18 protein-coding genes and 1 tRNA gene are annotated in these 24,189 nt (G+C 58.0%); 15 read left to right on the top strand and 4 right to left on the bottom strand.

Translation table 11 applies throughout. From position 1 onward, the window contains the following. Window positions 1-43: 43 nt before the first annotated feature. Window positions 44-2,116, top strand: a complete 2,073-nt coding sequence (locus tag Q0G75_RS02000; protein WP_294417699.1) for a DUF6541 family protein — start codon at window positions 44-46, stop codon at window positions 2,114-2,116. Between the two features lie 57 nt (window positions 2,117-2,173). Here the strand turns inward: Q0G75_RS02000 and Q0G75_RS01995 are convergent, their stop codons facing one another. Beyond that, complete coding sequence (locus tag Q0G75_RS01995) at window positions 2,174-3,367, bottom strand: glycosyltransferase family 4 protein (RefSeq protein WP_294414781.1); 1,194 nt, start codon at window positions 3,365-3,367, stop codon at window positions 2,174-2,176. Between the two features lie 285 nt (window positions 3,368-3,652). Between Q0G75_RS01995 and Q0G75_RS01990 the strand changes: the two genes are divergently transcribed. The 8 genes from Q0G75_RS01990 (at window position 3,653) to Q0G75_RS01955 (ending at window position 11,374) form a co-directional block, all read left to right on the top strand. Continuing rightward, window positions 3,653-4,333: a glycosyltransferase family 2 protein gene (locus Q0G75_RS01990; protein ID WP_294417697.1), complete on the top strand. Its 681-nt coding sequence runs from the start codon at window positions 3,653-3,655 to the stop codon at window positions 4,331-4,333. Next, window positions 4,330-4,704: a DUF2304 domain-containing protein gene (locus Q0G75_RS01985; protein ID WP_294414783.1), complete on the top strand. Its 375-nt coding sequence runs from the start codon at window positions 4,330-4,332 to the stop codon at window positions 4,702-4,704. The genes Q0G75_RS01990 and Q0G75_RS01985 overlap by 4 nt, the downstream gene beginning before the upstream one ends. A 5-nt stretch (window positions 4,705-4,709) precedes the next feature. Continuing rightward, complete coding sequence (locus Q0G75_RS01980; RefSeq protein ID WP_294414784.1) at window positions 4,710-5,510, top strand: phosphorylcholine transferase LicD; 801 nt, start codon at window positions 4,710-4,712, stop codon at window positions 5,508-5,510. Beyond that, the gene (locus tag Q0G75_RS01975; protein WP_294414785.1) at window positions 5,507-6,844 is read left to right on the top strand and encodes a hypothetical protein; all 1,338 of its coding nucleotides are present in this window, start codon (window positions 5,507-5,509) and stop codon (window positions 6,842-6,844) included. Before Q0G75_RS01980 ends, Q0G75_RS01975 begins: the two co-directional genes overlap by 4 nt. After that, the gene (locus Q0G75_RS01970; RefSeq protein ID WP_294414786.1) at window positions 6,841-7,968 is read left to right on the top strand and encodes a glycosyltransferase; all 1,128 of its coding nucleotides are present in this window, start codon (window positions 6,841-6,843) and stop codon (window positions 7,966-7,968) included. Before Q0G75_RS01975 ends, Q0G75_RS01970 begins: the two co-directional genes overlap by 4 nt. 25 nt (window positions 7,969-7,993) lie before the next feature. Next, entirely contained in the window at window positions 7,994-8,836 is an 843-nt protein-coding gene (locus Q0G75_RS01965) for a phosphorylcholine transferase LicD (RefSeq protein ID WP_294359911.1), read from the top strand. Window positions 8,837-8,945: 109 nt separating this feature from the next. Next, window positions 8,946-10,016 carry an aminotransferase class V-fold PLP-dependent enzyme gene (locus Q0G75_RS01960; RefSeq protein ID WP_294359913.1) on the top strand — a complete coding sequence of 357 codons (1,071 nt, stop codon included), beginning with the start codon at window positions 8,946-8,948 and terminating at the stop codon, window positions 10,014-10,016. Window positions 10,017-10,024: 8 nt separating this feature from the next. Continuing rightward, on the top strand, window positions 10,025-11,374 hold the full coding sequence (locus Q0G75_RS01955; RefSeq protein WP_294414787.1) for a Gfo/Idh/MocA family oxidoreductase: 1,350 nt from the start codon (window positions 10,025-10,027) through the stop codon (window positions 11,372-11,374). 90 nt (window positions 11,375-11,464) lie between these two features. Here Q0G75_RS01955 and Q0G75_RS01950 read toward each other — a convergent pair whose 3' ends face one another. The 3 genes from Q0G75_RS01950 to Q0G75_RS01940 all read right to left on the bottom strand — a co-directional run bounded on the left by Q0G75_RS01950 (window position 11,465) and on the right by Q0G75_RS01940 (window position 14,743). Next, complete coding sequence (locus Q0G75_RS01950; protein WP_294359920.1) at window positions 11,465-12,256, bottom strand: phosphocholine cytidylyltransferase family protein; 792 nt, start codon at window positions 12,254-12,256, stop codon at window positions 11,465-11,467. A gap of 150 nt (window positions 12,257-12,406) precedes the next feature. Next, the gene (locus Q0G75_RS01945) at window positions 12,407-14,167 is read right to left on the bottom strand and encodes a phosphotransferase (protein ID WP_294359923.1); all 1,761 of its coding nucleotides are present in this window, start codon (window positions 14,165-14,167) and stop codon (window positions 12,407-12,409) included. 213 nt (window positions 14,168-14,380) lie between these two features. Next, the gene (locus Q0G75_RS01940) at window positions 14,381-14,743 is read right to left on the bottom strand and encodes an Hpt domain-containing protein (RefSeq protein WP_294414789.1); all 363 of its coding nucleotides are present in this window, start codon (window positions 14,741-14,743) and stop codon (window positions 14,381-14,383) included. Window positions 14,744-14,795: 52 nt separating this feature from the next. Between Q0G75_RS01940 and Q0G75_RS01935 the strand changes: the two genes are divergently transcribed. From Q0G75_RS01935 to Q0G75_RS01910, 6 genes are all read left to right on the top strand, one after another. Next, complete coding sequence (locus Q0G75_RS01935; RefSeq protein WP_294414790.1) at window positions 14,796-17,291, top strand: hypothetical protein; 2,496 nt, start codon at window positions 14,796-14,798, stop codon at window positions 17,289-17,291. A 361-nt stretch (window positions 17,292-17,652) separates the two neighbouring features. Continuing rightward, a tRNA-Asn gene (locus tag Q0G75_RS01930) sits at window positions 17,653-17,727 on the top strand. A gap of 243 nt (window positions 17,728-17,970) precedes the next feature. Then, entirely contained in the window at window positions 17,971-20,055 is a 2,085-nt protein-coding gene (gene abc-f / locus Q0G75_RS01925; protein WP_294414792.1) for a ribosomal protection-like ABC-F family protein, read from the top strand. Window positions 20,056-20,316: 261 nt separating this feature from the next. Further along, window positions 20,317-20,778: a tRNA (cytidine(34)-2'-O)-methyltransferase gene (locus Q0G75_RS01920; protein WP_294414793.1), complete on the top strand. Its 462-nt coding sequence runs from the start codon at window positions 20,317-20,319 to the stop codon at window positions 20,776-20,778. Between the two features lie 40 nt (window positions 20,779-20,818). After that, the gene (locus Q0G75_RS01915; protein WP_294414794.1) at window positions 20,819-22,165 is read left to right on the top strand and encodes a hypothetical protein; all 1,347 of its coding nucleotides are present in this window, start codon (window positions 20,819-20,821) and stop codon (window positions 22,163-22,165) included. Further along, window positions 22,162-24,189: a hypothetical protein gene (locus Q0G75_RS01910; RefSeq protein WP_294414795.1), complete on the top strand. Its 2,028-nt coding sequence runs from the start codon at window positions 22,162-22,164 to the stop codon at window positions 24,187-24,189. The genes Q0G75_RS01915 and Q0G75_RS01910 overlap by 4 nt, the downstream gene beginning before the upstream one ends.

Here is a 24,189-nt window from a genome sequence, read left to right as displayed (position 1 = left end):
AAATAGTTTGATATTGCTAAATACCATAAGGAAGGTGCCTCCCATGTGGGGTTTGTTTTGTCTGACGACTGCCATAGTCGCGATATCGTTGTTCGGCCCAGGGTTTCTTATGCTGCGCGGATTCGGCGTGTCGCGTTGTCTTGCGTTCTCGCTGGCTCCGCTTTTGGGTGTGGCCGCATACGTACTGGTTGGTTTGGCATACGAGAAGCTCGGTGTTTGGTCTTGCTGGGCGTCGCAGGCGGGTCCGCTGCTTGCTTTAGCTGCGATTATTTTTGCGATTCTGCGTTTCGGTCTCAAGCGGAAGCATCCTGTCTCATTTTCCCTGTCGGATCATGGGACGGCGCTTGGTGGCAGGCTATCGTTTGATAGTGCATGCCTTCTTGGCTATATTGCGTTTGCGTGCGTGTTTGCTGGCGGTTTGTTCGTGTGGTATCTAGGGTCCCCTTATTCATATGCGCAGCAATTCGACAATATTAGCCACCTAGGAACTATTCAAAGCTTTGTCAACTCGGGGGTTTGGTCGCCATTTGCTTCGTCGTTGTATTCGTCAGCTAGCGATGCCGCCATCAATCCTTTGCCTGGCGGCGGTTTTTACCCGACCGCATGGTATTCGGTAGCTGCATTAGCAGTCACTTCTATGGGAGTCACAACTGCTTTTGCGGAAAACGTTGCAAACTTCGTCTTTGCGGCGCTTGTTCTCCCGGCTGGTTCGTTTGCTTTTATGCGTGTGATGTTCGATGACCGAAAGGCTGCCATTCCTTTTGGCGCATTCTGCACGCTGCTGTTTGCAGGGTTTCCTTGGATGCTCCTTTTCTTTGGGCCGTTGTATCCGAACATGTCGGCATTTTGCCTTATTCCTGCGGCCGCAGCTACGTTTTTGCTGATGTTTCAGCCTGGTTGCTCCCGTAAGCAGCGCATCGGCCTTGTCTTCTTCTTCTTTGCATTGATGTCACTTGCCTTGGCTCAGCCGAATGCTGTGTTCACGCTTGCCGTGTTGCTTGCGCCCTTCTGCATCTGGCAGGTATCGCGTATTCCGCTGTCGATGAGGTGCAAGGGGAAATCCTGCGTTGCTATGCGCATCTTGTTCGGCACAATTGCTCTTGCTGCCATATATGCAATTTGGATGGCATGCTATAACGCTCCTTTTTTGGCTTCTGTTGTTCAGCATACCTGGCTTCCCTATGCAGATAGGTTGGAGGCTTTTGAAGATGCCTTGGTCGTAGGGTTCATGGCCGAAGGGTCTCAGATCGTCTTGGCTGGACTCATCATTGTCGGGGCCGCTTGGACCTTTTGGCACCGTAGGTATCTTTGGCTGTCGTTTTCGTATGCGTTTGCGTGCTTGATTTTTGTGGTGAACGGATACTCCGATGGCCCGTTGAAGCACATATTTGGCGGCTTTTGGTATACCGATCCGTGGCGCTGCGGTGCTATGGCGTCGTTGATCGGTATCTTTTTAGCGGCAATGGGTCTGTATGCATGCTGGCGCGGGGCCATCCTGCTTGTCGAAAAAGCGCGAAAAGGTGCAGTCTCGTTTCCTGTGTCAGCGGTTATTGCTGCCTGCCTTGCGCTGTTTGCGGTGCTAGGTTCGACGTTTCCGGGAATACCTGCTCCAGGGTCGCAAACTGGAGCCATTGCGTTTAGATCGGTGCTGAGCGATCTGCATACCAGAGCATCGGTTGCTTCTGTGTACGATGATGCCGAGCAGGCGTTTGTCCAGGAAGTCAAGCATGCGGTGCCGTCTGATGCCCTGATTATCAACGTTCCGGATGACGGGTCGGCTTTTGCGTTTGCCGCAGATGATTTGCGAACCTATTTCAGGCATACACGCGACTACGACGTTCCTAGGGAAACGATGGAGAGTCGAATAATCCGCGATAATCTCTGCGAGATTGCCACCAGGGAAGACGTTCAGAAAGCGGTGTCCGCAATCGATGGGCAATATGTCCTGCAGCTCGACCAAGGGGAACCATACGTTGTGAGTCCTCATTTGTTTACCTACGGAGAGGGAGAGCAGTGGCGCGGCATTGACTCGATACGTGATGACACTCCGGGATTTGAGGTTGTTCTTGCGGAAGGCGATATGCGTTTGTACAAGATAACCGCGGTGGAGGGTTAGCTAGCGTTTGTCTTTCAGGCTCGACTTGATATCAAGGCGTTGGGGAACTTCGGTTTCCTAACGCCTTTTGCTGTCCTGTGCGGCCTTGCACGCCGCCAATGTCAGCTCTGCGGTTCGTTTCCAAGAGCAGATTTCTCGGACGCGGTTGCCTACCGCCATGCCTTGGGCTTTGAGCGTTTCGCGGTTGTTGCTCGCGTTTTGCAATGCGTCTGCAATGCTATCGGGTTCCATGTCGCTGATGATTGTGCCGTAGTTTGCGTTGGGGATAAGCTCGTCTGTACCGCCTACGTTTGTGACGATCGCCGGCGTTCCACATGCCGCCGTCTCGAGCAATGTGGTCGCAAAGCCTTCGGATCGTGATGGAAGGCAGTATGCATCCGCTTGCGTGAACAATGCCGCAAGATCTGCACGGTTAAGCCTGCCGAGCAGGTGAATGGTGGGGATGCTCATAGCTGCTAGCTGGTCTTCGAGCGGACCGGCTCCTGCTACGGCTATCTGCACGTTCACGTTGCGCTGCTCAAGCATTTGCGCAGCTTGAGCGAGCTGCAGTACCCCCTTCTCGGGAATCAGCCTGCCCGCCGATGCGACAAGCAACGCATCGGCGGGGATGCCCAGCTCTGCGCGAAAATCACGTTGGGATGCGTTGGCCGCATATCGATCGGCATCGATTGCGTTGGGCAGTTCTCCTGCTGATGTGATGCCGAAATGGTCAAGCCAAGCGCTGGCCTTCTTTGATACTGCATAGCATGTTGGATGCTGCAGCTTATCTAGGGTGGTCATCGCGTGCTCGACCGCTTCGACGATTGCATTAGTTGCGCGGCCTCCCATTGCCAAGTGCGCTGATCCGTGCTCGATAAGCACAGGGGTGATGCCAAGCTTTTGCGCAAAAGAAAGGCCGGCAAGAGATAGCGGATAGAAGCGCGTATTTACCACTACGTAGTTCGGATGTGATTTGATTAAACGTTCCATGGCTGCGCGATATTCGGTGTTGAGCTTCGGTAACGGGTAGCGGCCACCAAGAACGTTAAGCGCGGGTAGGCGGATGATTTCTACATTGCCATCGCGTTCGTAGCTTTTCGCATTGTGGGTGTTCATGGTTACTATGGTGACCTTGCAGCCTGCGTCGGCTAAAGCGCGCGCAAGGCTTTCCGTGTACATCTCCACTCCGCCCATGCTTGGGGCGTAAAGCGCGGAGAATATGCACAGCGAAGTATTTGTTGAGTTTGCGTCTTTATTGTTATAGCGAACCATTCGATGCCTTTGATTGACGGAGCGTTGTTTGCTTGGATAAGGATACCGTATTGCTCGATATTGCGGAGATTTCGCTCCGGGTGCGATAGAACTCCTCTCCATTCGGCAGCTGTTTATTGACGCCGTGTCGTGTTTGACCGGTTAACGCTTGCGTGTGCCTAAGGTGTATGGGTCAAGGGTGCGAAAAAACGCGTGTGGTATACTATACGGTCGACCGCTAAGGAGCATTCGCCAAGATGCCGCACTAGATGGGATGCACGAAGATTCATGAGACGAAATCGCATATTGGCCGTTATCCCGGCCTATAACGAGCAGGACAACATTGTCTCCACTATTGAAGATTTACGCAATTGCGTTCCGGACATCGATTATGTGGTTATCAATGATGGCTCAAAGGATCAGACGCTCGATATCTGCAAAGAGCGAGGGTATAACTACGTTGACCTTCCGGTAAATTTAGGACTGGCTGGTGCTTTTCAGACGGGCATGCGTTATGCGCTCGAACACGGCTATGACTACGCTATTCAATTTGATGCTGACGGTCAGCACTCAGCGGCTTATATCGATGAGATGGTTGAAGTTGCTCAACGTGCCGAGGCGAACATTGTCATCGGTAGTCGGTTCGCTACGCAAAAGAAGCCCGTTTCCGCGCGCATGGCCGGGAGTGTGTTGATCAGCGCCATGATTATGCTGACAACACGGAAGCGCATTCAGGACCCTACATCGGGTATGCGTTTGTTTGACAAGCAGATGATTCCGCTGTTTGCCAACGAGCTTGACTTCGGTCCTGAACCCGACACCATCTCGCTTTTGATGCGATGGGGTTATAAGGTTGAGGAGATGCAGGTCGAAATGCGCGAGCGTGTTGCTGGCGAAAGTTACCTGAATTTCACTAAGTCTGTTGCGTACATGCTGCGTATGAGCATTTCGATTTTGCTGGTGCAGTGGTTTAGGAGGAAGAAGTGAGCCTGCTGTTTTCTGCGACCTTGCTTATTGGGGCCCTGCTGACGTTCGGGTTGATTCTGCGTAAAATCCGCAAGGCCGAAGTCACCATTGCCGATTCCACGTTTTGGTTCCTGTTCGCGCTCAGTTTGGTGCTTATGGGCGTATTCCGTCAGATCCCGTTTTTCTTCGCTGATCTATTCAGCATTGAGAGTCCGGCGAACTTCGTGTTCGTTTATGTGATCGCCGTGCTGGTCATCCGTCAGTTTTACGCTACCGTCGAGGTGTCGCAGCTGCGTGCGAAAGTGCGTAACTTAGTGCAAAATCAAGCATTGGCTGACGCGCAAGAGCGAACGAATACCGCTCCTGACGCAAATAGCGCGAAGGAGGCGTAGCGTCTATGGAACGTCTGACTATTGATGACATGAAATCCATCGAGCTTGAGATCATGGATGAGATAGACCGCGTGTGCCAAGCGCATGGGGTGCAGTATTTTTTGGGTTATGGCAGCTTGCTCGGCGCCGTGCGCCATGGGGGGTTTATTCCATGGGACGACGACATGGGCATTATCATGATGCGCGATCAGTACGAACTGCTTATGGCGAACTTCAACGAGTGGCGTACCACTGAGCGTTTCAAGCTGGTGTCGTATCGCGATAAGTCGTCCATTTATCAGTTTGCGAAGATTGTGGATACCACTACCGTTATTTTCGAGAACTTCGTGGGTAAAAAAGCTGCTACAGGTGTGTGGGTTGATGTGTTTCCGTTAGAGCATTTTAGTGAACAACAGGGTCCTGCCCTGTTGAAGCAACATCAACGCACGGGACTGCTTCGGAGCTTTGCTGTAGCCGATCCGTCTGTTGGCACAAACGCGTTTGTAAAGTTGGTCAAACGTATCGTGTGCCCGTTTGTGAAAAACAAAGACCTGTATGAGTTGGCTGAGCGTCTCGATCGTATTGCGTTGCGCATGAACGCAGCAGATTCTGCATCAACCCTCGTCATTGATGTCTTAGGCGAAGGAAAGCTGGAGAAAATGTTCTCCAAAGATTTGCTCGAACCGATTCGCATCCCCTTTGAGGATCGTGAGTATTTTGCTCCGTCGGGTTTCGAGGAGTATCTTTCCATTCAGTATGGCGACTGGCGTACGCCGCCTGCGGAAAACGCGCGCCCTGTGCATGTGATGGAGGCCTATCGCTTATGAGCGAAGCGTCTGCGCATAATTCGAAAGAGGGCGGCGCTCCCAAGCAACTGTCCGTGAAGGCGAACATGCTGTGGAACTCTGCGGGCTCCATGACGTATTTGGCATGTCAATGGCTTACCACCATTGTGGTTGTTCGTCTGTCATCGGGAGCGTTCGATAACGCCGGCTTGCTTTCTCTTGCAATGTCCGTGGTTGGTATTTTCGGCACATTTGCCAACTACAAGATGGGGACGTATCAAATTTCCGACATAAAGCGTGAAAACACGCTGGGCGAATATATGGGCTTCCGCTGCTTGACGCTTGCAGTGTCGTTTGTGGCGTGCATGGTGTATGCGTGGTTTACTTGTGCGGCGTATGCCTTGGCGACCGTAGCGCTGTTCTACGCATTTAAGGCGGTTGGCCTGCTTATTGACATCTTGCATGGCGAAGATCAGGTAAACCGTCGCATGGACTATATCGGCAAGTCGTTCATGCTGCAAGGCGTATCGACGCTTGCGGCTTTTGCTGTGGTATATGGGCTTACGCAAAACCTCAACCTTGCTATTGTTGCCATGCTGGTGGCGGTAACGCTGGTGATGGTGCTGTTTGATGTTCCGCATTGTCGCCGTTTTGCACGCGTGACGGTAAACCTTTCGGCAAAGAAAGCGGCGTTTTTCCTGCGTACGTCTTTGCCGGCGGTGGTTGCCTCCGTGGCTGCTAGCGCCATATTTACCGTCCCAAAGCAGTATTTGGCTATGGTTTCGGGTGATGCTGCGTTGGGCATTTACGCATCTGTGGCCGCGCCGGCATTGGTTATCCAGATGGGCGCGCAGTATTTATACGGTCCGTTGCTGGACATTTTCCCACGCATGTTCTTCGAAGGTGACATCAAAGGTTTTTTGGCGCTGCTCCGCAAAACGGTACTAGGGATTATTGGGGTTACTGCTGCGTGTGCTATCGTGCTCGAATTTATTGGCGCTTGGGCGCTTGAGTTGTTGTTTGGCGAATGCATTGCACCGTACGTGTACTTGTTGCAGCCCATCATCCTGTCCACTGCGTCAACGGCATTTCTGTGGTTCTTTGGCGACTTACTTATTACGTTGCGTCGTTTCTGGGCGAATTTTGCCGGCAATGTGATGGCATTCGTTTCGGTAATCCCTTTAACGTTTGCATGCGTGAACGCATGGGATATGAATGGCGTGAGCTTTGCGGGTGCGGGTGCGTGTTTGCTTGGCGTGCTCGTGTTGCTGGGTTTTTTGGTGCATACGGTGCGGCGTGGGCCCGATCGACTTGCGCGCAGGAGCGCGACCGAGGACGCTCATGATGCAAATGGTTCTGTGGAGGTTGAGGCATGATTCGCGTTCTGCAGGTAATAGGCGTTATGGATCGCGGCGGTGCTGAAACCATGGTGATGAATCTGTACCGTGCCATGGATCGAAGCTGCATTCAGTTTGATTTTTTGGTCCATGAGCAACGTGACGGTGATTATGATGCCGAGATTCGCAAACTGGGCGGACGCTTCTTCCGTGTCCCGCGCTTCACGGGATTTAATGAGTATGCCTATCGAAAGCAGTGTCGCGAGCTGTTTGCTGCGCATCCTGAGTGGGCGGTAGTGCACGGGCACATTGGCAGTTGCGCGCCCATTTATTTAAGTGAGGCTAAGCGTGCCGGCAAATATGCCATCGCGCATAGTCATGCGCAGAATTATGAGCCGGGTCTAAAAGGGATGGTCTTTAACCTGATCGCGCGTCCCGTTCGCCATATTGCCGATTACTTTATTGGCTGCTCGCGCGAAGCGGGGCTTGACCGTTTTGGGGAGGGCGTTGTCGAAGGGGATTCATTCTCTGTCTTGGCAAACGGCATTGATGCTCAGCGTTATACGTGCGATTCCTCGTCTCATGAGTTGGCAAAAGAGAAAATGGGACTTGCTGGTAGGCCGGTGGTGTGTCATGTCGGGCGTTTGATTCCGGTGAAGAACCACGAGTTTTTGTTTGATGTGTTTGAGATTGTTCGCAGGCGTTACCCTCAAGCTGCTTTGGTGCTTGCGGGGCGGGGGGAGCTGGAGCGTTCTTTGAGGCAATCGGTTGCAAGCCGTGGACTTGACGACGCGGTGCGCTTCTTGGGTGTTGTAGATGACATTCCTGCCGTCTTGCGGGCTGCGGATACTTTTGTGTTTCCCTCTATAAAAGAAGGGTTGGGCTTAGCGGCTATTGAAGCGCAGGCATCCGGGCTACCTGTCCTCATGTCTGAGGGCGTTCCTGCGAGTGCGCTCATGGGCGGGAATGCGCAGCGCATTGCTTTGGAGGCTGGTGCCGAGCAATGGGCTCATACGTGTATGCAGCAGCTTGATGCTGCGTTGAATGGCGAACGGTATGACGGGGTTGAACTGGTTCGCTCTCATGGGTTCGACATCGCGCAGACTTCGACGTGGCTAGCTGATTTTTATAAACGTGCAGCGCAGCTTGCGGCTCGCAAATGATCAAAGGAGAGTCAGGAAGACCGCTATGCGATACGAGCAGGATATGTTGCGGCACTTGCAACTTGCTGAACTGGAGATTTTGAAGGACATCGATCGGGTGTGCCGTGAATATGACATTGCATACTGGCTAGACTCCGGTACCGTGCTCGGAGCTCGCCGCCATGGCGGCTTCATTCCTTGGGATGACGATATCGACTTAGGTATGCCGCGCGATGACTACGAGCGTTTCCTAGAGGTTGCCCCCGCAGCCTTGGGGAATCGGTTCCGTGCGACTTGCTCCCGATCGAATCCTCGTCAGGCGGCATTATTTGCGAAGGTTATGCTGAAAGGCACACGTTTTGTAACCGATGAAACGGAAGAAGCCGGGTTTGACCAAGGCGTTTTCGTAGATATCTTCCCGTATGACGCTGTTTGTGCCGAGCCGGCTGCGGCGAAGCGGCAACGTAGGCGCTGCGTAATGTGGCAGAGCCTTTCGTACCTGTATCACTCCAAGCACATCGTGGTGCCGCATAAGGGGGCGCTCGGAGTGGTGGAAAAAATTGCGTGTCGATTAGCGCACCGTATAGCGCGTGTGGTTTTGTCCCCGGAGCGCATCAATCGTGGGTTCGATAAGGCAGCTATGATTGCGAAGGATGATCCAAAGTCCGATATGCTGATGGCGTCTTCGTATGCGGCAATCGAGCCTTATCCAAAGAGCATGCTGTTGCCTCCGGGCACCATAGAATTTGAGGGCAAGGAGTTTTTTGCTCCCGCGGATGTCGAGGGCTATTTGCGCACGCAGTATGGTCGAACTTGGAATCAGTTGCCGCCGGAGGATCAGCGCCGAAATCACGCTCCGAAGGAACTTGATTTGGGGATGGATTCGTAGGGCGCTTTGTCACTCGGCACGCTGCTCGCGTTTCGGGCCGTTTCGGGGGAAGTGAGCCTTCGGAGGCCTCATGTCGTGGTGTATGGTGAGATTGGAAGAGGCGAATAAGATGCTGAACTTTACCGTAGGGCCGGTTATGAGCCCTGATGAGGTGCTTTCCGTTGCAGGCCAGGATGCGCCGTATTTTCGTACCCCCGAGTTTTCGGATGTGGTCTTAAGGTGCGAGCGAGCTATGCTCGATTTGCTGCATGCCCCGGATGGCTCCCGCTGCGTCTTTCTGACTGCGTCGGGCACCGGTGCCATGGAGGCTGTCGTCATGGATGTCCTTAGGCCTGGTGAACATGTGGCAGTGGTGAACGGCGGCAGCTTCGGCCAGCGTTTCGTGGACCTTTGCTGCTTGCACGGCCACGAGGTTGACGAGGTGCGTCTTGATTTCGGTAAGCAAATCACGCGCGAGATGCTGGAATCCTGTGTGGGGGATGCGGTTACCGCTTTGCTCGTCAATATGCACGAGACGTCTTCCGGCTTGCTGTACGATATGCCCCTGATTTCCGATTTCTGCAGGTCTCGCGGCATAACTCTGCTTGTTGACGCTGTTAGCGCATTCATTGCCGACGAGCTCGACATGGAGCAACTCGGCGCCGATGTGGTGCTTACGGGCTCTCAGAAGGGTCTTGCCTGCCATCCCGGTATGTCCATCGTAGCGTTGTCCCCTGCGGCGCAGGAGCGAGTAGATTCTAACCCTGAGACCTGCAAGTATCTGAGCCTCAAGGAGGCTTTGCGCAATGCGGGCAGAGGGCAGACGCCCTGGACGCCTGCGGTTTCGATCGTGCTTGAAATCAATGCCCGACTAAGGTCTATCTCCGAAACCGGTATTGATTCGGAGCGCCGTGAGATAAGCTCACGTGCCTTTGCCGTGCGCGAAGCGCTTTCCTCAACGTCTTTGCGGTTGGTTGCGGAGAGCCCGTCAAATGCGGTGAGCGCCTTTTATTGCCCCGAGCACAATGCGAAGCTTATCGTCGATCGCGCTAAGTTGCATTATGGCATGTGGTTATGCCCGAACGGCGGGAAGCTAGCCGATGATGTATTTCGTATCGGGCATATCGGCTATATTACGGAAGAACAAAACGCGAATCTCGTTCGCGCTTTGAAGCAGATGTCCTCGGACGGCTTGTTCTAGGAGGCGGGATGCGCAAAGTCATCACCTACGGGACGTACGATCTTCTCCATTACGGTCATATCCGTCTATTGGAGCGGGCGAAGGCGTTGGGCGATTACCTTATCGTCGGTGTGACGGCCGACAGTTTCGACAAGGTGCGTGGAAAGATCAACGTGTCCCAGTCGCTGACGCAAAGAATCGAGAACGTTCGCAAAACGGGCCTTGCAGATGAAATCATCGTCGAGGAATACGAAGGTCAGAAGATCGACGACATCAAACGGCTCGACGTTGACGTGTTTACCGTCGGGTCGGACTGGCGTGGCTACTTCGATTACCTTTCCGAGTTCTGCGAGGTTGTGTATCTGGACAGGACGCAGGGCGTTTCGAGCACAGAGTTGAGATCTGATCGCGCTGCGCTCAGGCTGGGGTTCATAGGCTGCGCGAAAGAGATGGTCAAACAGTCCGCAGAGGTGGGCTACATTAACGGCATGACGGTTAGCGGCGTCTTTGATCCTTACGGTGGCGCTTCTCCCGAACTGCAAGCTTATAAGCGCATGGACGGCTACGATCAGCTGCTGGAGTCTTCGGATGCCGTGTTCGTTCTTTCTCACTCCAGGGATCATTTCAAGCACGTGAAGACGGCGCTTGAAGCGGGAAAACATGTCATATGCGAGTCGCCAGTTGCTTTGAGCGAAACGGAGTGCGATGAGCTGTTTGCTCTTGCTGACGAGAGGGGACTGGTATTTGCCGAGGCCCTGAAGACAGCGTATACAACTGCGTATCACCGCATGCTCTTGATGGTCCAAAGCGGAAGAATCGGCCGCGTTGTTTCCGTTCAGTCAACGTGCACGAGTCTTGCAGACCTACAAAACGATGGGGACGCGTTGACGGAGAAGTGGTCGAGCGCCGATGCCTGGTTGCCGACGGCTTTGCTTCCCATCCTTCAGCTATTGGGGCATGAGACTAGGTCGTGTGTTATGACAAGGGCCGATTTCGGTTCGGCGCCGGGATACGACGCATTTGGCAAGGTCGATTTCGTCTACGGAGGCGCCGCTGCTACGGCTATGTTTGGTAAGGGCGTGAAGGCTGAGGGCTCCCTTGTGGTTGCGGGAACCGAGGGGTATGTGTTTGTGCCGGCGCCATGGTGGAAGACGGACTATTTCGAAATCCGCCGCGAGGACCAGACGCAAAACCGGAGGTTCTTCTATCAGCTTGATGGTGAGGGCATTCGCAACGAGCTTGCTTCCTTCGCCAGGGCTATCCAGACCGATCATGGCTATGCGTTCATTGAACGTGAGACGACCAGAGCCATAGCGGGCTTGGTTGGCAAGTTCGTTTCATGCGGCGATGGGGTGTTGACGATCGATCCGGTTTCCTGATGACGAGCGGGGGCTCTCCCGCACAGGCATACACTTGTGCGGGAGAGCCCCTGTGTTGTTTTGTTTGTGTCTTTCGGGCCGGTGCGTACGTTAGATGTGGTAGCGATGGTCGATTTCTTGCAGTTCGGCGAAGGAATCGATTTCGCTGACGTCGTCGAACGTGCATTCCTCTATAGCGATTCGGTAATTGTCTCGGCGGATGACGCAGGGAACATCGTCCCAGAAGCGCTGCTTGGTCTCGTCGTCCGCGTCGAAGCATGCCGGCAGGTCGATGGCGAGCTGCGCGCCGTCCTCTTCGGTCCAGTAGCTAATGCCGTACATGTGGTGGCAATCATGTCCGCCTTTGTGCAAATCGGTGATGAAGCCGTCTTCAGTGTCGAAGCACCAGTCGGGCGTTTCGTTTACCGGCACGCCCATGTAGCAGGACTGGTAGCGGTACTTTTTGATGAGCGCAGGGTTTCGCAGGTATAGATCGCTTTCGAATACGTAGGCATTGCTGAAGTGGTCCTTTGCAACGCACGCCGACGAGATGTTGTTCGTGCTGGCGTAGATGGGGTTTTCAAGCAAGGTCACCATAGGATAATCGCGCTTCAGCAGCTCGAAGCACTCTCGTTTGTATCCTGTGACGATATAAATCTCGGTAATATCTGCGGCGAGCAGCGCGTTAAGCAGGGTTTCGATAATGCGTTGCCCATTGACATCTACGAGCGGTTTCGGCGTGTTGATGGTTATGGGCAGCATGCGGCTTCCGAATCCGCTTGCGAGCAGCACGGCGCGCTTGGCGCGATAAGGCTCAAGCGCCGCAAGGTCATCGGCCGTGGCGGTTCCTGCTTCGTATTTTGCTTCCAGCTTGCTGAATTGCTCAAATGTCAGTTTGCTCATAGATAGTCCCTTCAAGGATCGTTAGGCTCCCCAGAGGGGGAGCGGTGCCTGATGCGCTAGCTTTCCAGGCTTCGAACATGGTAACGCAGTTTCGGTTTCGGGATATGGGAAGCGTTCATTCTTCCGATGTGGCAACTGGGGTGTGAGCTCCTAGTACAGTTGTTCCGCGGCTGAAGAGAACCGTTTCGCGGCTTTGTACCAGATGTAGAGCCATTCCCCCATGGGGTTGCCCATTGCTTCTTTGTACATGGCCCACACATACCAGTACCAGCCGACCAGCCCGACGGCTCCGAGACAGTGCCGCTTCTCGGTTTCCGTGGCTTCCCGGCCATAATACAGGGGCAGTAGATCGAGCGTCTGTTCTACGGTGTACCCTGAACCCTGTGCTACGAAGTTGCCGATATCACAGGCAGGATCGCCCATGGCGGCATATTCCCAGTCGATGAGGCGCATTTCGTCGCCTCTCACAAGGAAGTTGGGGCCGTAGAAGTCGTTGTGGCACAAAACAGGCTCGGAAACTTCCGATTTCATTTTGCATGCAATCGATCCGATTCGTGCCGTTAACGGATCGAAGTCCTTCGGCAACGGATAGCTCATATTCTTGAGAATGGCTGTTATCTTCATGCCCTCGTCGTAGAAGTCGAAGCTGTACGGCGATTTCTTCCCGCTTGTATGCAGCGTTCGAGCCATTTGCAGCGCCTTGGCGACTTGCTCTTTGTTGGAATAATCGAGTTCAGAGCAGCCTTCGATATATCGCGAAATCTTCCATCCTTCGGTGGGGTCTTCGAAAAGGAATGTGTCATCGAGTCCTAGTTCGCTTGCTGCGTTCAAGGCGAACGCTTCTGCTTCGCGGTTGACGATCTCTTCGGTTCCATTTCCAGGATGTCTGTATATGTAGTGGATGCCTTTGGCTGTGAACAAGGTGGATAGATTGGTAAGGCCCGCTTTGACGGGCTTTACGTCGGTTATGTCGCTTCGGTCGCATGAAAGGGTGGTGCAGATGTTGTCGAGGATTCTGGAGTCTACGTTTTCGAAGAAATCCTGGTCAAATGCTGTCAGGTCCGTAAGATAGTCGAATTCGTATATGATGCCCGAGTCGTAGGGTTTCATATACACCTTGAGTTCGTTGATGTGATCCATGAGCAGATCGTCCCACAGCTTGTCGGCGGTTGCGGGTTTGCTGTATTCGTCCGAGATTATATTAAGGAACTGCTTGCTGAAGTCCCGGTCAAAGTACGCCGGTCCGCGAGAAAAGTAGCAATGATCGCCATCGCGGAAGATATTGGTAATTCGATTTTCGGAGTCGGAGTCCAGCGAGTATTCGCCGTGAGCGTTTTCGGCGAAGCAAGCTGACAGGTAGGGTTGATAAATATAGGGCGAGAAGACGTTCTCCGTATAGTATTCGTCGGAGTTACAGACGTAGGTGTTGCCGAGAAGGTTGGCGGCACTGTATAGGGATGCGTGGTTGTTGCGTGTGGCGTACTCGGGAGTAACGATGATGTTCACTCCGAACTCCTCCTCCAAATAGAAGAAGGCCTCCTTCATGTAGCCGACTACGATAGTAATGTCTTCGATTCCCGCTTCCTTCAGCTGGCGGATCATTCGTTCTATCAGCACCTCGCCGCGAACCTTGAACATGGCTTTGGGCTTTTCGAACGAAAGCGGTGCCAAACGCGCAGCTGATCCGGCAGCAAGGATGATGGCGTTGTCCACCCGGTATGGAACGAGGGCGTTTTTTCCGGCTTCGGTTACATCGCCTGCTTCGTTTAAGTAGCCGAGGTTTTGCAGCTCCTTTTGGGTTGCACTTTCGGATTCGGCTGATATATCTGGCTTAGCGGCGGCGTTCTTTTGAGTTTGCTGCTCTGAAATCACCGCAGCAGCTAAAAGTTCGAACTGGTGTTTGTTCAGCATATGTCCTCTTGTTCACGTTCGCATGGGGCAAAACGGTTATTGCCCGCTGGTTCATGATAGATAAGGATTGAAAAGCGCTCAAGTTGAGGGACCGATTGTCGGGTTTCTTCTAGCGTCTTCCTCTCATACAAAAGCAGGCCGGGTCGCTTTGGTGATCCGGCCTGCTTCGTTGTTTGGTGTGGCATTGACGTGCTGCGTGTGTGCTTTCGCTTTCTATCTCCTCAGCACCTCCCGCAAGGCTTCTACTGCCTTTGCGTACGCCTCGTCTAGCTCTGGGAGGAGCTTGGTTGCTGTGGCTTCGTTGCCTTCCCGGAGGGCGTCGTTCATGCTTCTCGCCAGCTTGTGCACGCTGGTGAGTGAGAGATTGCCGGCTACGCCTTTGAGGGCGTGGGCTTCCACCTCTGCGGTTGCCAGATCGCCTGCGGCAAACGCTCGGCGGACGTTGGGCATGTGGGGGTCGTCGAGGAACAGCTCGGCCAGTTTCAGGTAGAGCGATTCGTTGCCTTCGAAGCGGTCGATGATGTCCTCGTAATCTATGTCGGCGTTTTGCAACGCGGCAATGTCTTTTTCGTCCATTGTGCCTCCCTGGGATTCGGACGTGTTCGTTCCTGGAAGTATAATCCGGGCCATGGCTAATCGGAATCAACAGTATCATGACCCTTTCGAGCCGGGCGTCTCCTCGCCCGAGTTCGAACAGTACGCCCGCGAAAGCTGCGCCTCCCACGGCGGGCGCGGCGCAGCGCGCCCCAGCAACCCCGACGCAGCTCGTCCTGTTGCCCCTGGTGCGCCTGCCGGTCGCAGCGGGCAGCCTGCGCAGCCCGTCAACACTCCCTATAGACGCTGGTCGCGCGGCGGGTCGGGAACCTCGCGCATGCCGGGTGGCTCGGCGGCCGCCGGCGCTCACGCCGGCAACTCGGCGCAGCCTGCGTATGCGCGTCACGGCCGTCACGGCGCCGTGCGCCCGCAGCAGGGCTGGGCTTCGCCTTCCGAAACCTGCGACATGGGCTTCGCCGGCTCTGCTGGCGCCTACGTCAGCCCGATCAAGCACTTTGCCGGCCTTGTTATCTGCGTGCTGATCGCCGTGCTCATCGAGGTGTTCGGCTTCAACCTGGCCTTCTTCACGTCCATGACGTACCCGCAGGTGGGGACGTACCTGGTCAACGGCGTGGCAGCGGGTACCGAAGGCGCGCTGACGCTCGATGCGTCCACGAACTACTTCGAGATCACGGGCCTTGACGACACCGTCCGCAGCATCCACTTCACCCCTCAGCTCAATGACCCCGCTGCGGCCGCAAAAGCCACTGACAGCAAGCTGCAGGTGGTCATGTATCTGCAGGACGAAGGCAATGCGAACTACTATCAGCTGCCGGCGGTCTCGGTCGACCCGAAGGACGCCGCCAGCACCTATATCAGTCTGGACCCGGCGGGCGACTGCCATTCCATCTACGTCTCGATCACGAACCTGGCCGACGTGGGTCCGGTGACCGTGACGGGAATCGGTCTGAACCAGCAGGTGCCGCTTGATATCGACCCGCTGCGTTTCGCCTTCATCCTGGCGGTGCTGCTGGCGCTGTATGCCGTCCGCCCGCAATCGGCCCTGTTCAGCCGCGTGTTCGACGGCCGCATCACGCGTCAGGGCTGGATGGTCATCGCGTTGGTGGCGGTGCAGTGCGTGGTCATCTTCATCCTGATCATGTCCAACACGCACTTCCTGTCCATCACGCACACCGCAAGCACGGAAAACCAGTTCCAGTACCAAAAGCTCGCTCAGGCGCTGCTTCAGGGGCACTTCTACCTTGACGACGTGCCCTCGGCCGCGCTGCAGGCCATGGACAACCCCTACGACACCGCGGCGCGCGACTCCGCCGGCGTGCCTTACCTGTGGGATCACGCGTACTACCAGGGGAAATACTACGTGTACTTCGGCGTGCTGCCGTGCCTGGTGTTCTACGTCCCGTGGCTTTTGCTCACGGGAACCGGGTTCCCCACGTGGCTTGGCGTCGCCATCTGCGACTGCGCGTACGTGGCGGGCATCGCGTATCTGCTCACGCGCATTTCGTGCCGGTGGTTCCCTTGCACGTCGATTGGCGTGCTGCTCGTGCTCGACATCATGATGTTCGTGGCCGGCGGCGGGCTGATCTTGGCGCGCACGCCTAGCATGTACTTCCTGCCCGAAGCCATGGGCCTGGCCCTGATCAGCTGGGGTTTGGGGCTGTGGGTGTCGGGTACCGCGGGCGGTTTCATAGACCGTCGGCGCGTGGTTGCGGGTGCGGCGCTCATCGCGTTGACGCTTGCCGCGCGTCCGCAGATGGTGTTGGCCGCCGTGTTCGGGCTGGTGCTGTTCTGGCCGTTTTTGCGCGACGCCCGCGGCAACGCACAGGCGCGACGAGCATGCTTGGGCGCCTTCCGCGCCGCGCTCGTGCCGTTTCTGGTGGTCGCCGCGGCGGTCATGGTGTACAACTTCGCGCGCTTCGGCAGCCCGCTCGACTTCGGCGCGAACTACAACCTGACCACCAACGACATGACGCATCGCGGGTTCCACGCCGACCGCATCCCGTTCGGCCTGTACGCGTACCTGTTCCAGCCTCCGGCGCTGGGCAGCCAGTTCCCGTTCATGCACCAGACCTACATGGACCCGGCGTACCAGGGCGTCACCATCTACGAGCCCATGTTCGGCGGCTACTTCTTCCTGTACCCCATGACGCTCGTGCTGCTGGCGTTGCCGCGTGTCCGCCACGGCCTGAAGGCGAAGGGCCTTATGCCGCTGTGGATCTGCGCGGTTTGCGTGGCGGTGGCGCTGTGCATCTTCGACTTGCAGGGCGCCGGCATCCTTATGCGCTACATTTGCGACTTCGGGCTGTACTTTGCCCTTGCGGCGGCGCTGTCGTTTTTGGAGCTATTGCAGGTGCGCTCGAGCGAGCCGCTGTCGAAGGGCTGGACCACGCAGCTGGGCGCCCATGCGCAGGTGCCCGTGCAGCAGGCGGGCGCGCATGCGGTGGCGTCGGCCGCCGTGGCGGGGCAGACGGTGTCGGTGTATCGCATCGCGCTGTATTTCATGTTCGGCTCGCTCGTGCTGATGGTTGGCGCGAACGTGCTGCTGTGGAACGCGTTCGGGATGTACTAGAACGCGGGCGCCCGTGGCGCGGCGCTTGGGTTGCGTTGCCCAACGGCGAACGTGAACGGGGGACGGAGGTGTGTTCTCGGTCGATCTTCGCACTGCCGGCAACGTATTGCGTGAACACACCTCCGTCCCCCGTTCACTCGTCCCCTGTTCATCCGGCGCGGCCGATTGGGAACCCCAGACTCAGCCGTACATGTCTGGCTGAGTTCGATAACGAAACCAAGGTGTTCGGATGAACTTGCAAATCAAGCGCCGCCTCCTGAAATCGGCTGCCGAAAAAAATTTTGAAAAAGGGGGTTGCGCCGAAAATTGAAATGTCTATAATACTTTCTTGCGCCAAGGAAACGAAGCGCACCGAAGAAATTCCTCGGTAGCTCAACGGCAGAGCATCCGGCTGTTAACCGGAGGGTTGTAGGTTCGAATCCTACCCGGGGAGCCATGAAGCTCCAAGAACCGCCAGCGCAAGTTGGCGGTTCTTTTTTTGTTTGAACGGATTCGCCTGAACGGATTCCCCGTCTGCGGGGCGTTCGTTTTCCCCAACTGTGGGGGCGCTAGTTTTCCCGTTTGCGAGGGCGTCAATTTCCCTCTCCGTGGGGGCGTCCGTTTTTGCGCTCATTTCTCGGTGTCGTCTGCCCGCTCCCTTAGCGTGGTTTCGTTTTAACGCTAAAGGAGTTGTCGCACCATGATCATGCAGGTTGAGCATCTGTCGAAGTCGTTCGGCGGGCGCACGCTGTTCTCCGATGTCACGTTCAAGCTGGAGGAATACGACCGCCTGGCGCTCGTAGGCCCCAACGGCGCCGGTAAAACCACCATGCTCAACATCATCAGCGGCCGAGAGGACGCCGACGAGGGTCGCATCCTGTTCGCGAAGGGCGCCCGCGTGGGCTACCTGGAGCAGGAGGCCATCGAAATGCCCGATCGCCCCATCTTCGAGGAGGTCATGTCTTCGCAGGTGGAGATCTTGGAAGCCGAGCAGCGCCTGCGCGAGCTGGAGGAGTCGCTGGGCGACAACCCCACCGAACGCCAGCTTGCCGCAGCTGGCCGTGCGCGCGACGCCTACGAGATGCTGGGTGGCTACACCATCGAGGCCAAGGTCCGCGGCGTGCTGTTCGGCCTGGGCTTCAAGGAAGGCGACATCAAGCAGGCCACCACGAACTTCTCCGGCGGCTGGCAGATGCGCATCGCGCTGGCAAAGCTGCTGGTCCGCAATCCCGAGGTGCTTATGCTCGACGAGCCCACAAACCACCTGGATCTTGAGTCGGTGAAGTGGCTCGAGGGCTTTTTGCGCGGCTACGAGGGCACCGTCATCGTGGTCAGCCACGACCGCGAGTTCATGGACAACATGATTGACCGCGTAGCCGAGGTGGCAAACGGCCGCGTCAACCTATACAAGGGCAACTATTCCGCATACCTCAAGGCGCGCGAGGAGCGCATCGAGCGCCTCCGCCAGCAGCGCACCAAGCAGCTCGAGGAGATGAAGCACCTGGAGGATTTCGTCGAGCGCTTCCGCTACAAGGCTACCAAGGCTCGCCAGGCCCAGGAGCGCGCGCAGCGCTTGGAGCGCCTGAAAGAGGAGCTCATCGAGATTCCCGAGGAGAAGAAGCCCATCCACTTCAACTTCGTGCAGCCGCCGCGCACCGGCGACGAAGTGGTGCGCTGTCGCGGCCTGGTGAAGGCGTTCGGCGACAAGCGCGTCTACGACAACTTCGACTTCACCATGTACCGCGGCGACAAGGTGGCGCTTGTGGGCCCCAACGGCGCAGGCAAATCCACGCTTATGAAGATGATCGCGGGCGTCATGAAGCCCGATGCCGGCACCATCGACTACGGCGTGCACGTGGCGCTGACGTACTACGCGCAGCACCAGCTGGAGGAGCTGCACGCGGGCAATACCGTGTTCGAGGAGCTCGACCACGTGGCGCCGGGCTGGAACATCAGCCAGGTGCGCAGCCTGCTCGGCGCCTTCCTGTTCGAGGGCGATGCCGTCGAGAAGAAGGTCAGCGTGCTCTCTGGCGGCGAAAAGGGCCGCTTGGCGTTGGCGAAGATGCTCGTGGCGCCAAAGCCGCTGCTGTGCCTTGACGAGCCCACCAACCACCTGGACATCGCCAGCGCCGACGTGCTTGAGCAGGCGCTCAACCGCTTCGAGGGCACCATCCTGCTCATCACGCACGACCGCCACCTCATCCGCAGCATCGCGAACCGCATCGTGGAGGTGAAGCCCGGCAAGGTCACCGTCTACGATGGCGATTACGACTACTACCTGTTCAAGTCCGGCCAGCTCGACGGGCCCGAGCCCACCGACGAGTCGCTCGTCGACGAGTTGATGGAGCGCAAACCTGCCGGAAAGGGCGGATCGGGGAAGGGGAAGGCGTCGAAGAGCGCCTCTTCCGCGTCTGCCGCGCCCGCTTCGTCTGCGCCTGCCGCTTCGGGAGAGCTGACGGCAAAGCGCGGCAGCTCGCCGAAGACCAAGGAGCAGAAGCGCCGCGAGGCTGAGGCGCGCAACCGCGCCTACGCCGCGCTGAAGAACCATCGCAAGCGCATCGCCGAGCTCGACAAGCAGATGGAGCGCGACAACGCCCGCATGGAGGAGCTGCTGGCGAAGATGGCAGACCCCGATTTCTATATCAACGAGGACGCGTCCTCGGATGCCGTGGCCGAGCACTCCAAGCTCAAGCAGCGCCTAGCCGCTGCCGAGGAGGAGTGGTTCATGTTGAACGAAGAGCTCGAAGAGGAGATGGCCAAGCAGGCCGAAGCAATGGGCGTGTAGGGGCCTCGCGTGGGCGCGCGATCGCGCGCCCGGCGGCGTTTGGCGCTGTCGGGGCTCGGTCATGTGGCTGCGGCGTCTGCGGGCTTGAAACGGCGGGTGCGCAACGGCGGAAAGCGCGGGCACCGGTGTGCCGCGGTTTTCCAAGGGCCTGAAACGGGCGGGTGCGCGTTGATGGGTAAGCACCTGCATGGGCAGGCGCGTCTCTGCGGGAGACCGCGGGCTCCCGCAAAAGTCGGATCGTTTTAACGAAAGGTTGCAAGGATGCTCAACATCGTGTTGGTGGAGCCTGAGATCCCCCAGAACACGGGGAATGTGGCGCGCACGTGCGCTTGCATCGGCGCGCGGTTGCACCTGGTGGAGCCCATGGGCTTCGCCGTCACACAGCGCAACCTTGCGCGCGCGGGGTGCGACTACTGGGATGACGTCGACATCGTGCGCTGGTCGTGCGCCGACGAGTTCTTCGAGGCCCATGCCGCCAATGAGCTGCACCTGTTCACGGGGCACGTGCAGCACAGCTTCGCCGACGTTTCGTACGGTCCGGACGCCTGGCTGGTGTTCGGGCGCGAAAGCCGCGGGCTCGACGAGGCCGTTATGCAGCGCTTCGAGTCCGCCTGCGTGCGCATACCCATGCGCGATGGCATGCGCAGCTTAAACTTAAGCAATTCTGTTGCAATAGCCGCTTACGAAGCTTTGCGTCAGCAAAACTGGCCAGGCTTGGCTTAAGCGGCGACTTTTGAGACGAACAGGGAAAGGAGGGAAGGCGATGGCGGAGCAGAACGCGCATGACGACGAGCGCGATACGGCAGACTTGGCGGCTAGCGACGCGACGGACTTGGTTACCGGCGATGCGGCTGGTTTGGCTGCCGACGACACGGCTGATCTGGCGGCTGGCGACGCGACGGACATGGCTGCCACTGATGCTGCGCGCTCTCAGGCGCCCGCCGAGCAGCCGACGCCTGCTGGCCGCGCCGTCAGTCCTTCCCCTAGCCCTACGCCCACGTTCGCCGCTACCGACCGCCCTGCGCGCCGCGCGCGCAGGCTGCGGTGGAAGCCCGGCATCACCCGTCCCATGATGGCGCTTTCGGCCGCGTCGTTCGCCCTGATGATTGCGGGCGTCGGCGGTTACGTGTCCGCAATCCCGGCAGTGGTTGCCGATGATAGGCCCAGCGCGGTGATTATCCCGCTGGAATCTGCGCTGTGGCTTGACGGCCAGATGCGCGAAGTTCAGGCCGGCTCCGTGGGTTCGACGCGCGCGGTGGGCCCGGTGACGATCGAAGGGTCGAAGACCGGCGCCGTTGCGCCCGATGCTGCGGCAGCTTTGGGCCTTGGTTCGGGCTCCGGTTCCGGCATGCTGGGCGTTGCGTCGCTGACCGGGGCATCTGGGGCCTCCTCGGTGGATTCGTCGTTCGCTCGCGCGCAGCAGATCGCTGGCGGCGCCTCGGCTGCGTCGGGGTCTGGTTCCGCGTCGGGCTCCGCATCTTCCGGCGGCTCGTCGCAGGCGGGCTCGGGGTCTGCGGGAAGCGGTTCCGCGTCCGGTTCCGGCTCCGGCTCGGGCAACTCCGGCAGTTCGGACGGCGTGTCGGGCGATGCGAGCGGTTCGGGCTCGGGCTCGGAAAACGCCGGCGGCTCCGGCTCTGGTTCTTCTTCCGCATCTGCCGCGCCTACGGCCGAGCAAGAGGCGGCGGCTTACGCCGTGCTGGTCGACCATCAGGCCCGCGTGAACGCATACCTTACGCGCTTGAACAACGCCGTGGCGGCGTTCAACAACGATTGCATGAGCACGTCGCGCTCGCTTCGCCAAAGCGATTACAACGAGTGCGCGGCCATCGACAGCCAAACGCTCACCGACTTCTTGCTGCTGCGCAATTCGAACGCGTTCGCCGAGGGATCGCGTTGGCTGGAGCAGAAGAGCAACCTTCAGCGTGCCTACATCGCGTTGGACCGATACCTGACCGTCATTTACGACGCGTGGGGGTTGAACTTGGAATACGATAACCCGGCGGAAGGGGTTGATCGCTGGATGGAACCCGTTCGCACCGATCAGGATGCCTCCGGCAACAGCATAAGGGCTGCGCAGCTGAACGAGACGCTAGCGAGCATCAGCTTATGAGCGGGCTGGTCGATAAGGGCTCCGCGCTCGCCTCGTCGGGCGCCGTTCAGGGTATGCGCTTGGTACGTGTGGCCGATTTCAGCGCGCCGCTTTCGCTTTCCGATGCCGATCGGCCGGCGTACGTGCGCCGTTTCGTCACGTTGTTCGTGTCGCAGGGGCAGGGACATCGCGGCGGCACGGGCCGCGTTGAGCATGCGCGCAACGCGCAGGGCGAGCACCTGGCGCTCAAGTTGCTTTCGCTTCCGCATCGTCGAGATGGCGAAACGGAGGACGATCACGAGCGTCGCGTGCGCGCTTCGCGTGCCGCGTTCGAACGCGAATACGAATGCCATATCCTGCTGTCGGGGCTGAAGGGCTTTCCCCGTTTGTATGGTCGAGGCACCGTCGACGGGGTGCCGTGCATTGTCATGGAATGGGTTGAGGGCGTCACCTTGGATCGCGTGCGGCGGCAGCTTGCCGTCGATGATTGCGGCCGCGTGAGCCCGCTGGTGGCGGCGCGTTTGGGCCGCGACCTGTTCGACCTGGTGGCGCGCATGGGGTATATGGAAGGCGGGTTCGTGCACCGCGATATTAGCCCGCGCAACGTCATGGTGCGCACGTCGCGGCTGTCCTTGGAGCAGCAGGTGGACGAGGGCGTGTTCGACCTGTACCTCATCGACTTCGGCTCGTCGGCCGAGTCGGAGCCGCGCTCCACGTCGTTCACCAGCGAGAACGCGGTGTTCCGCGGCGCCACCGCCGATTTTGCGCCGCCTGAGATGCTCAGCGACGACATCCCGGGCCTAGCCGAGCTGCGCAAATCGCCGGCGATCGACGTGTACGCAGCGGCAAGCGTGGTGTACCAGCTGGCGTGCGGACAGGCCCCTTACGACTTGCATGCGGTCACGGAAGACGGGGCGCCTGTTTCGCCGTATCGCGCGAAAATGGCGGCTCCTGCGCCGACCGCGGTGATGGCGCATGCTCGTGCCGACGAACTGCTCGAGGCGCTTGCCCGCGAACCCGAGGTGGCGGTTGCGGTGCAGCACGCGCAAGACAAGCTGTCCGCGCCCATGGGCGTGTCGGAGGCGGCCGAGGCGCTGTCCTTTGTGGATGAGCAGCTGGGTATTGTGTTGGGAGATTGCCTGGCTCGTGGGCAATCCGATCGCCCCGATGCCGCGGCGGTCCGCGATGCGTTGTCGTCGTTCTCCATCCACTATGCCGACAACGTGGAGAGGTCGTTTTGCGGCCGTCCGCTGGTGCCGTGCGTGCCCGGCGGGTTCGCCGCGTCGGCGCTTGACGTGGCCGATTCCACGCTGACGCATGTGCGCTTGGCATGCAAGGGCGTTGCGGCTGCGGCGTTGGCGGGGGTTGCGGTCTCGGCGGGCGTGCTTGCCAACGGGGCGCAGGCGTCGCTTGATGCGGCGGGTTTTGCCTGGTCAGGCGGCGTTCCTGGGGTCGTGGTGGCTGTTGCGGCGCTGTTCCCCGCGCTGGTGGGGCTGTCGCTGCGCTTCGGCGGCTCGCGCACTACGGCGGGCTTTTTGCGCGGCACGGCGGGCCTTGCGGTTACGTTCGCGGCGTTGTGGCAGGTGCTTGCCGACATGCGTTTCGAGGTAGCGGCCCAGCAGCATTTGCTTTCCATGGCGTTGGTGGCTGCTGCTGCGGCGGGCTGGTGCATCATGGTGGCCGATTTCGCGCTGAACGTGGCATTGCCCCAGATGATCCGCCGTAAGGCGTTGCCGTCGGGGGATTCCGACGAGGCCGCGGCGCTTCCGAGTGCGGCAGCGCCGGCTCTTGAAGGTGAAGCCGGCAAGGGCGAAACGGGCAAAACCGGCAAGAACGAAGCGCAGCAGGTTTGCCGCTTGCAGGCTGCGGGCGAGTGCGATGCTGGGGAGCCCGGGGTTCCCGCCGATGTATGCGATGAGGTTTGCGGCATTGACCTGCAACCGGAGTACGAGGTTGACGACCTTGCAGATGAGGCTTCGGGCGCAAATACCCGGCTTGCGGGCAAGCGCGATGTGTTGGACGACGATTTGAACGAAGGAGCGTGA

It is taken from the genome of uncultured Senegalimassilia sp. (assembly GCF_934636665.1).
Taxonomy (GTDB): domain Bacteria; phylum Actinomycetota; class Coriobacteriia; order Coriobacteriales; family Eggerthellaceae; genus Senegalimassilia.
The sequence above is the reverse complement of the archived record's forward strand: the minus strand, read 5'-3'. Positions and strand labels throughout refer to the sequence as shown.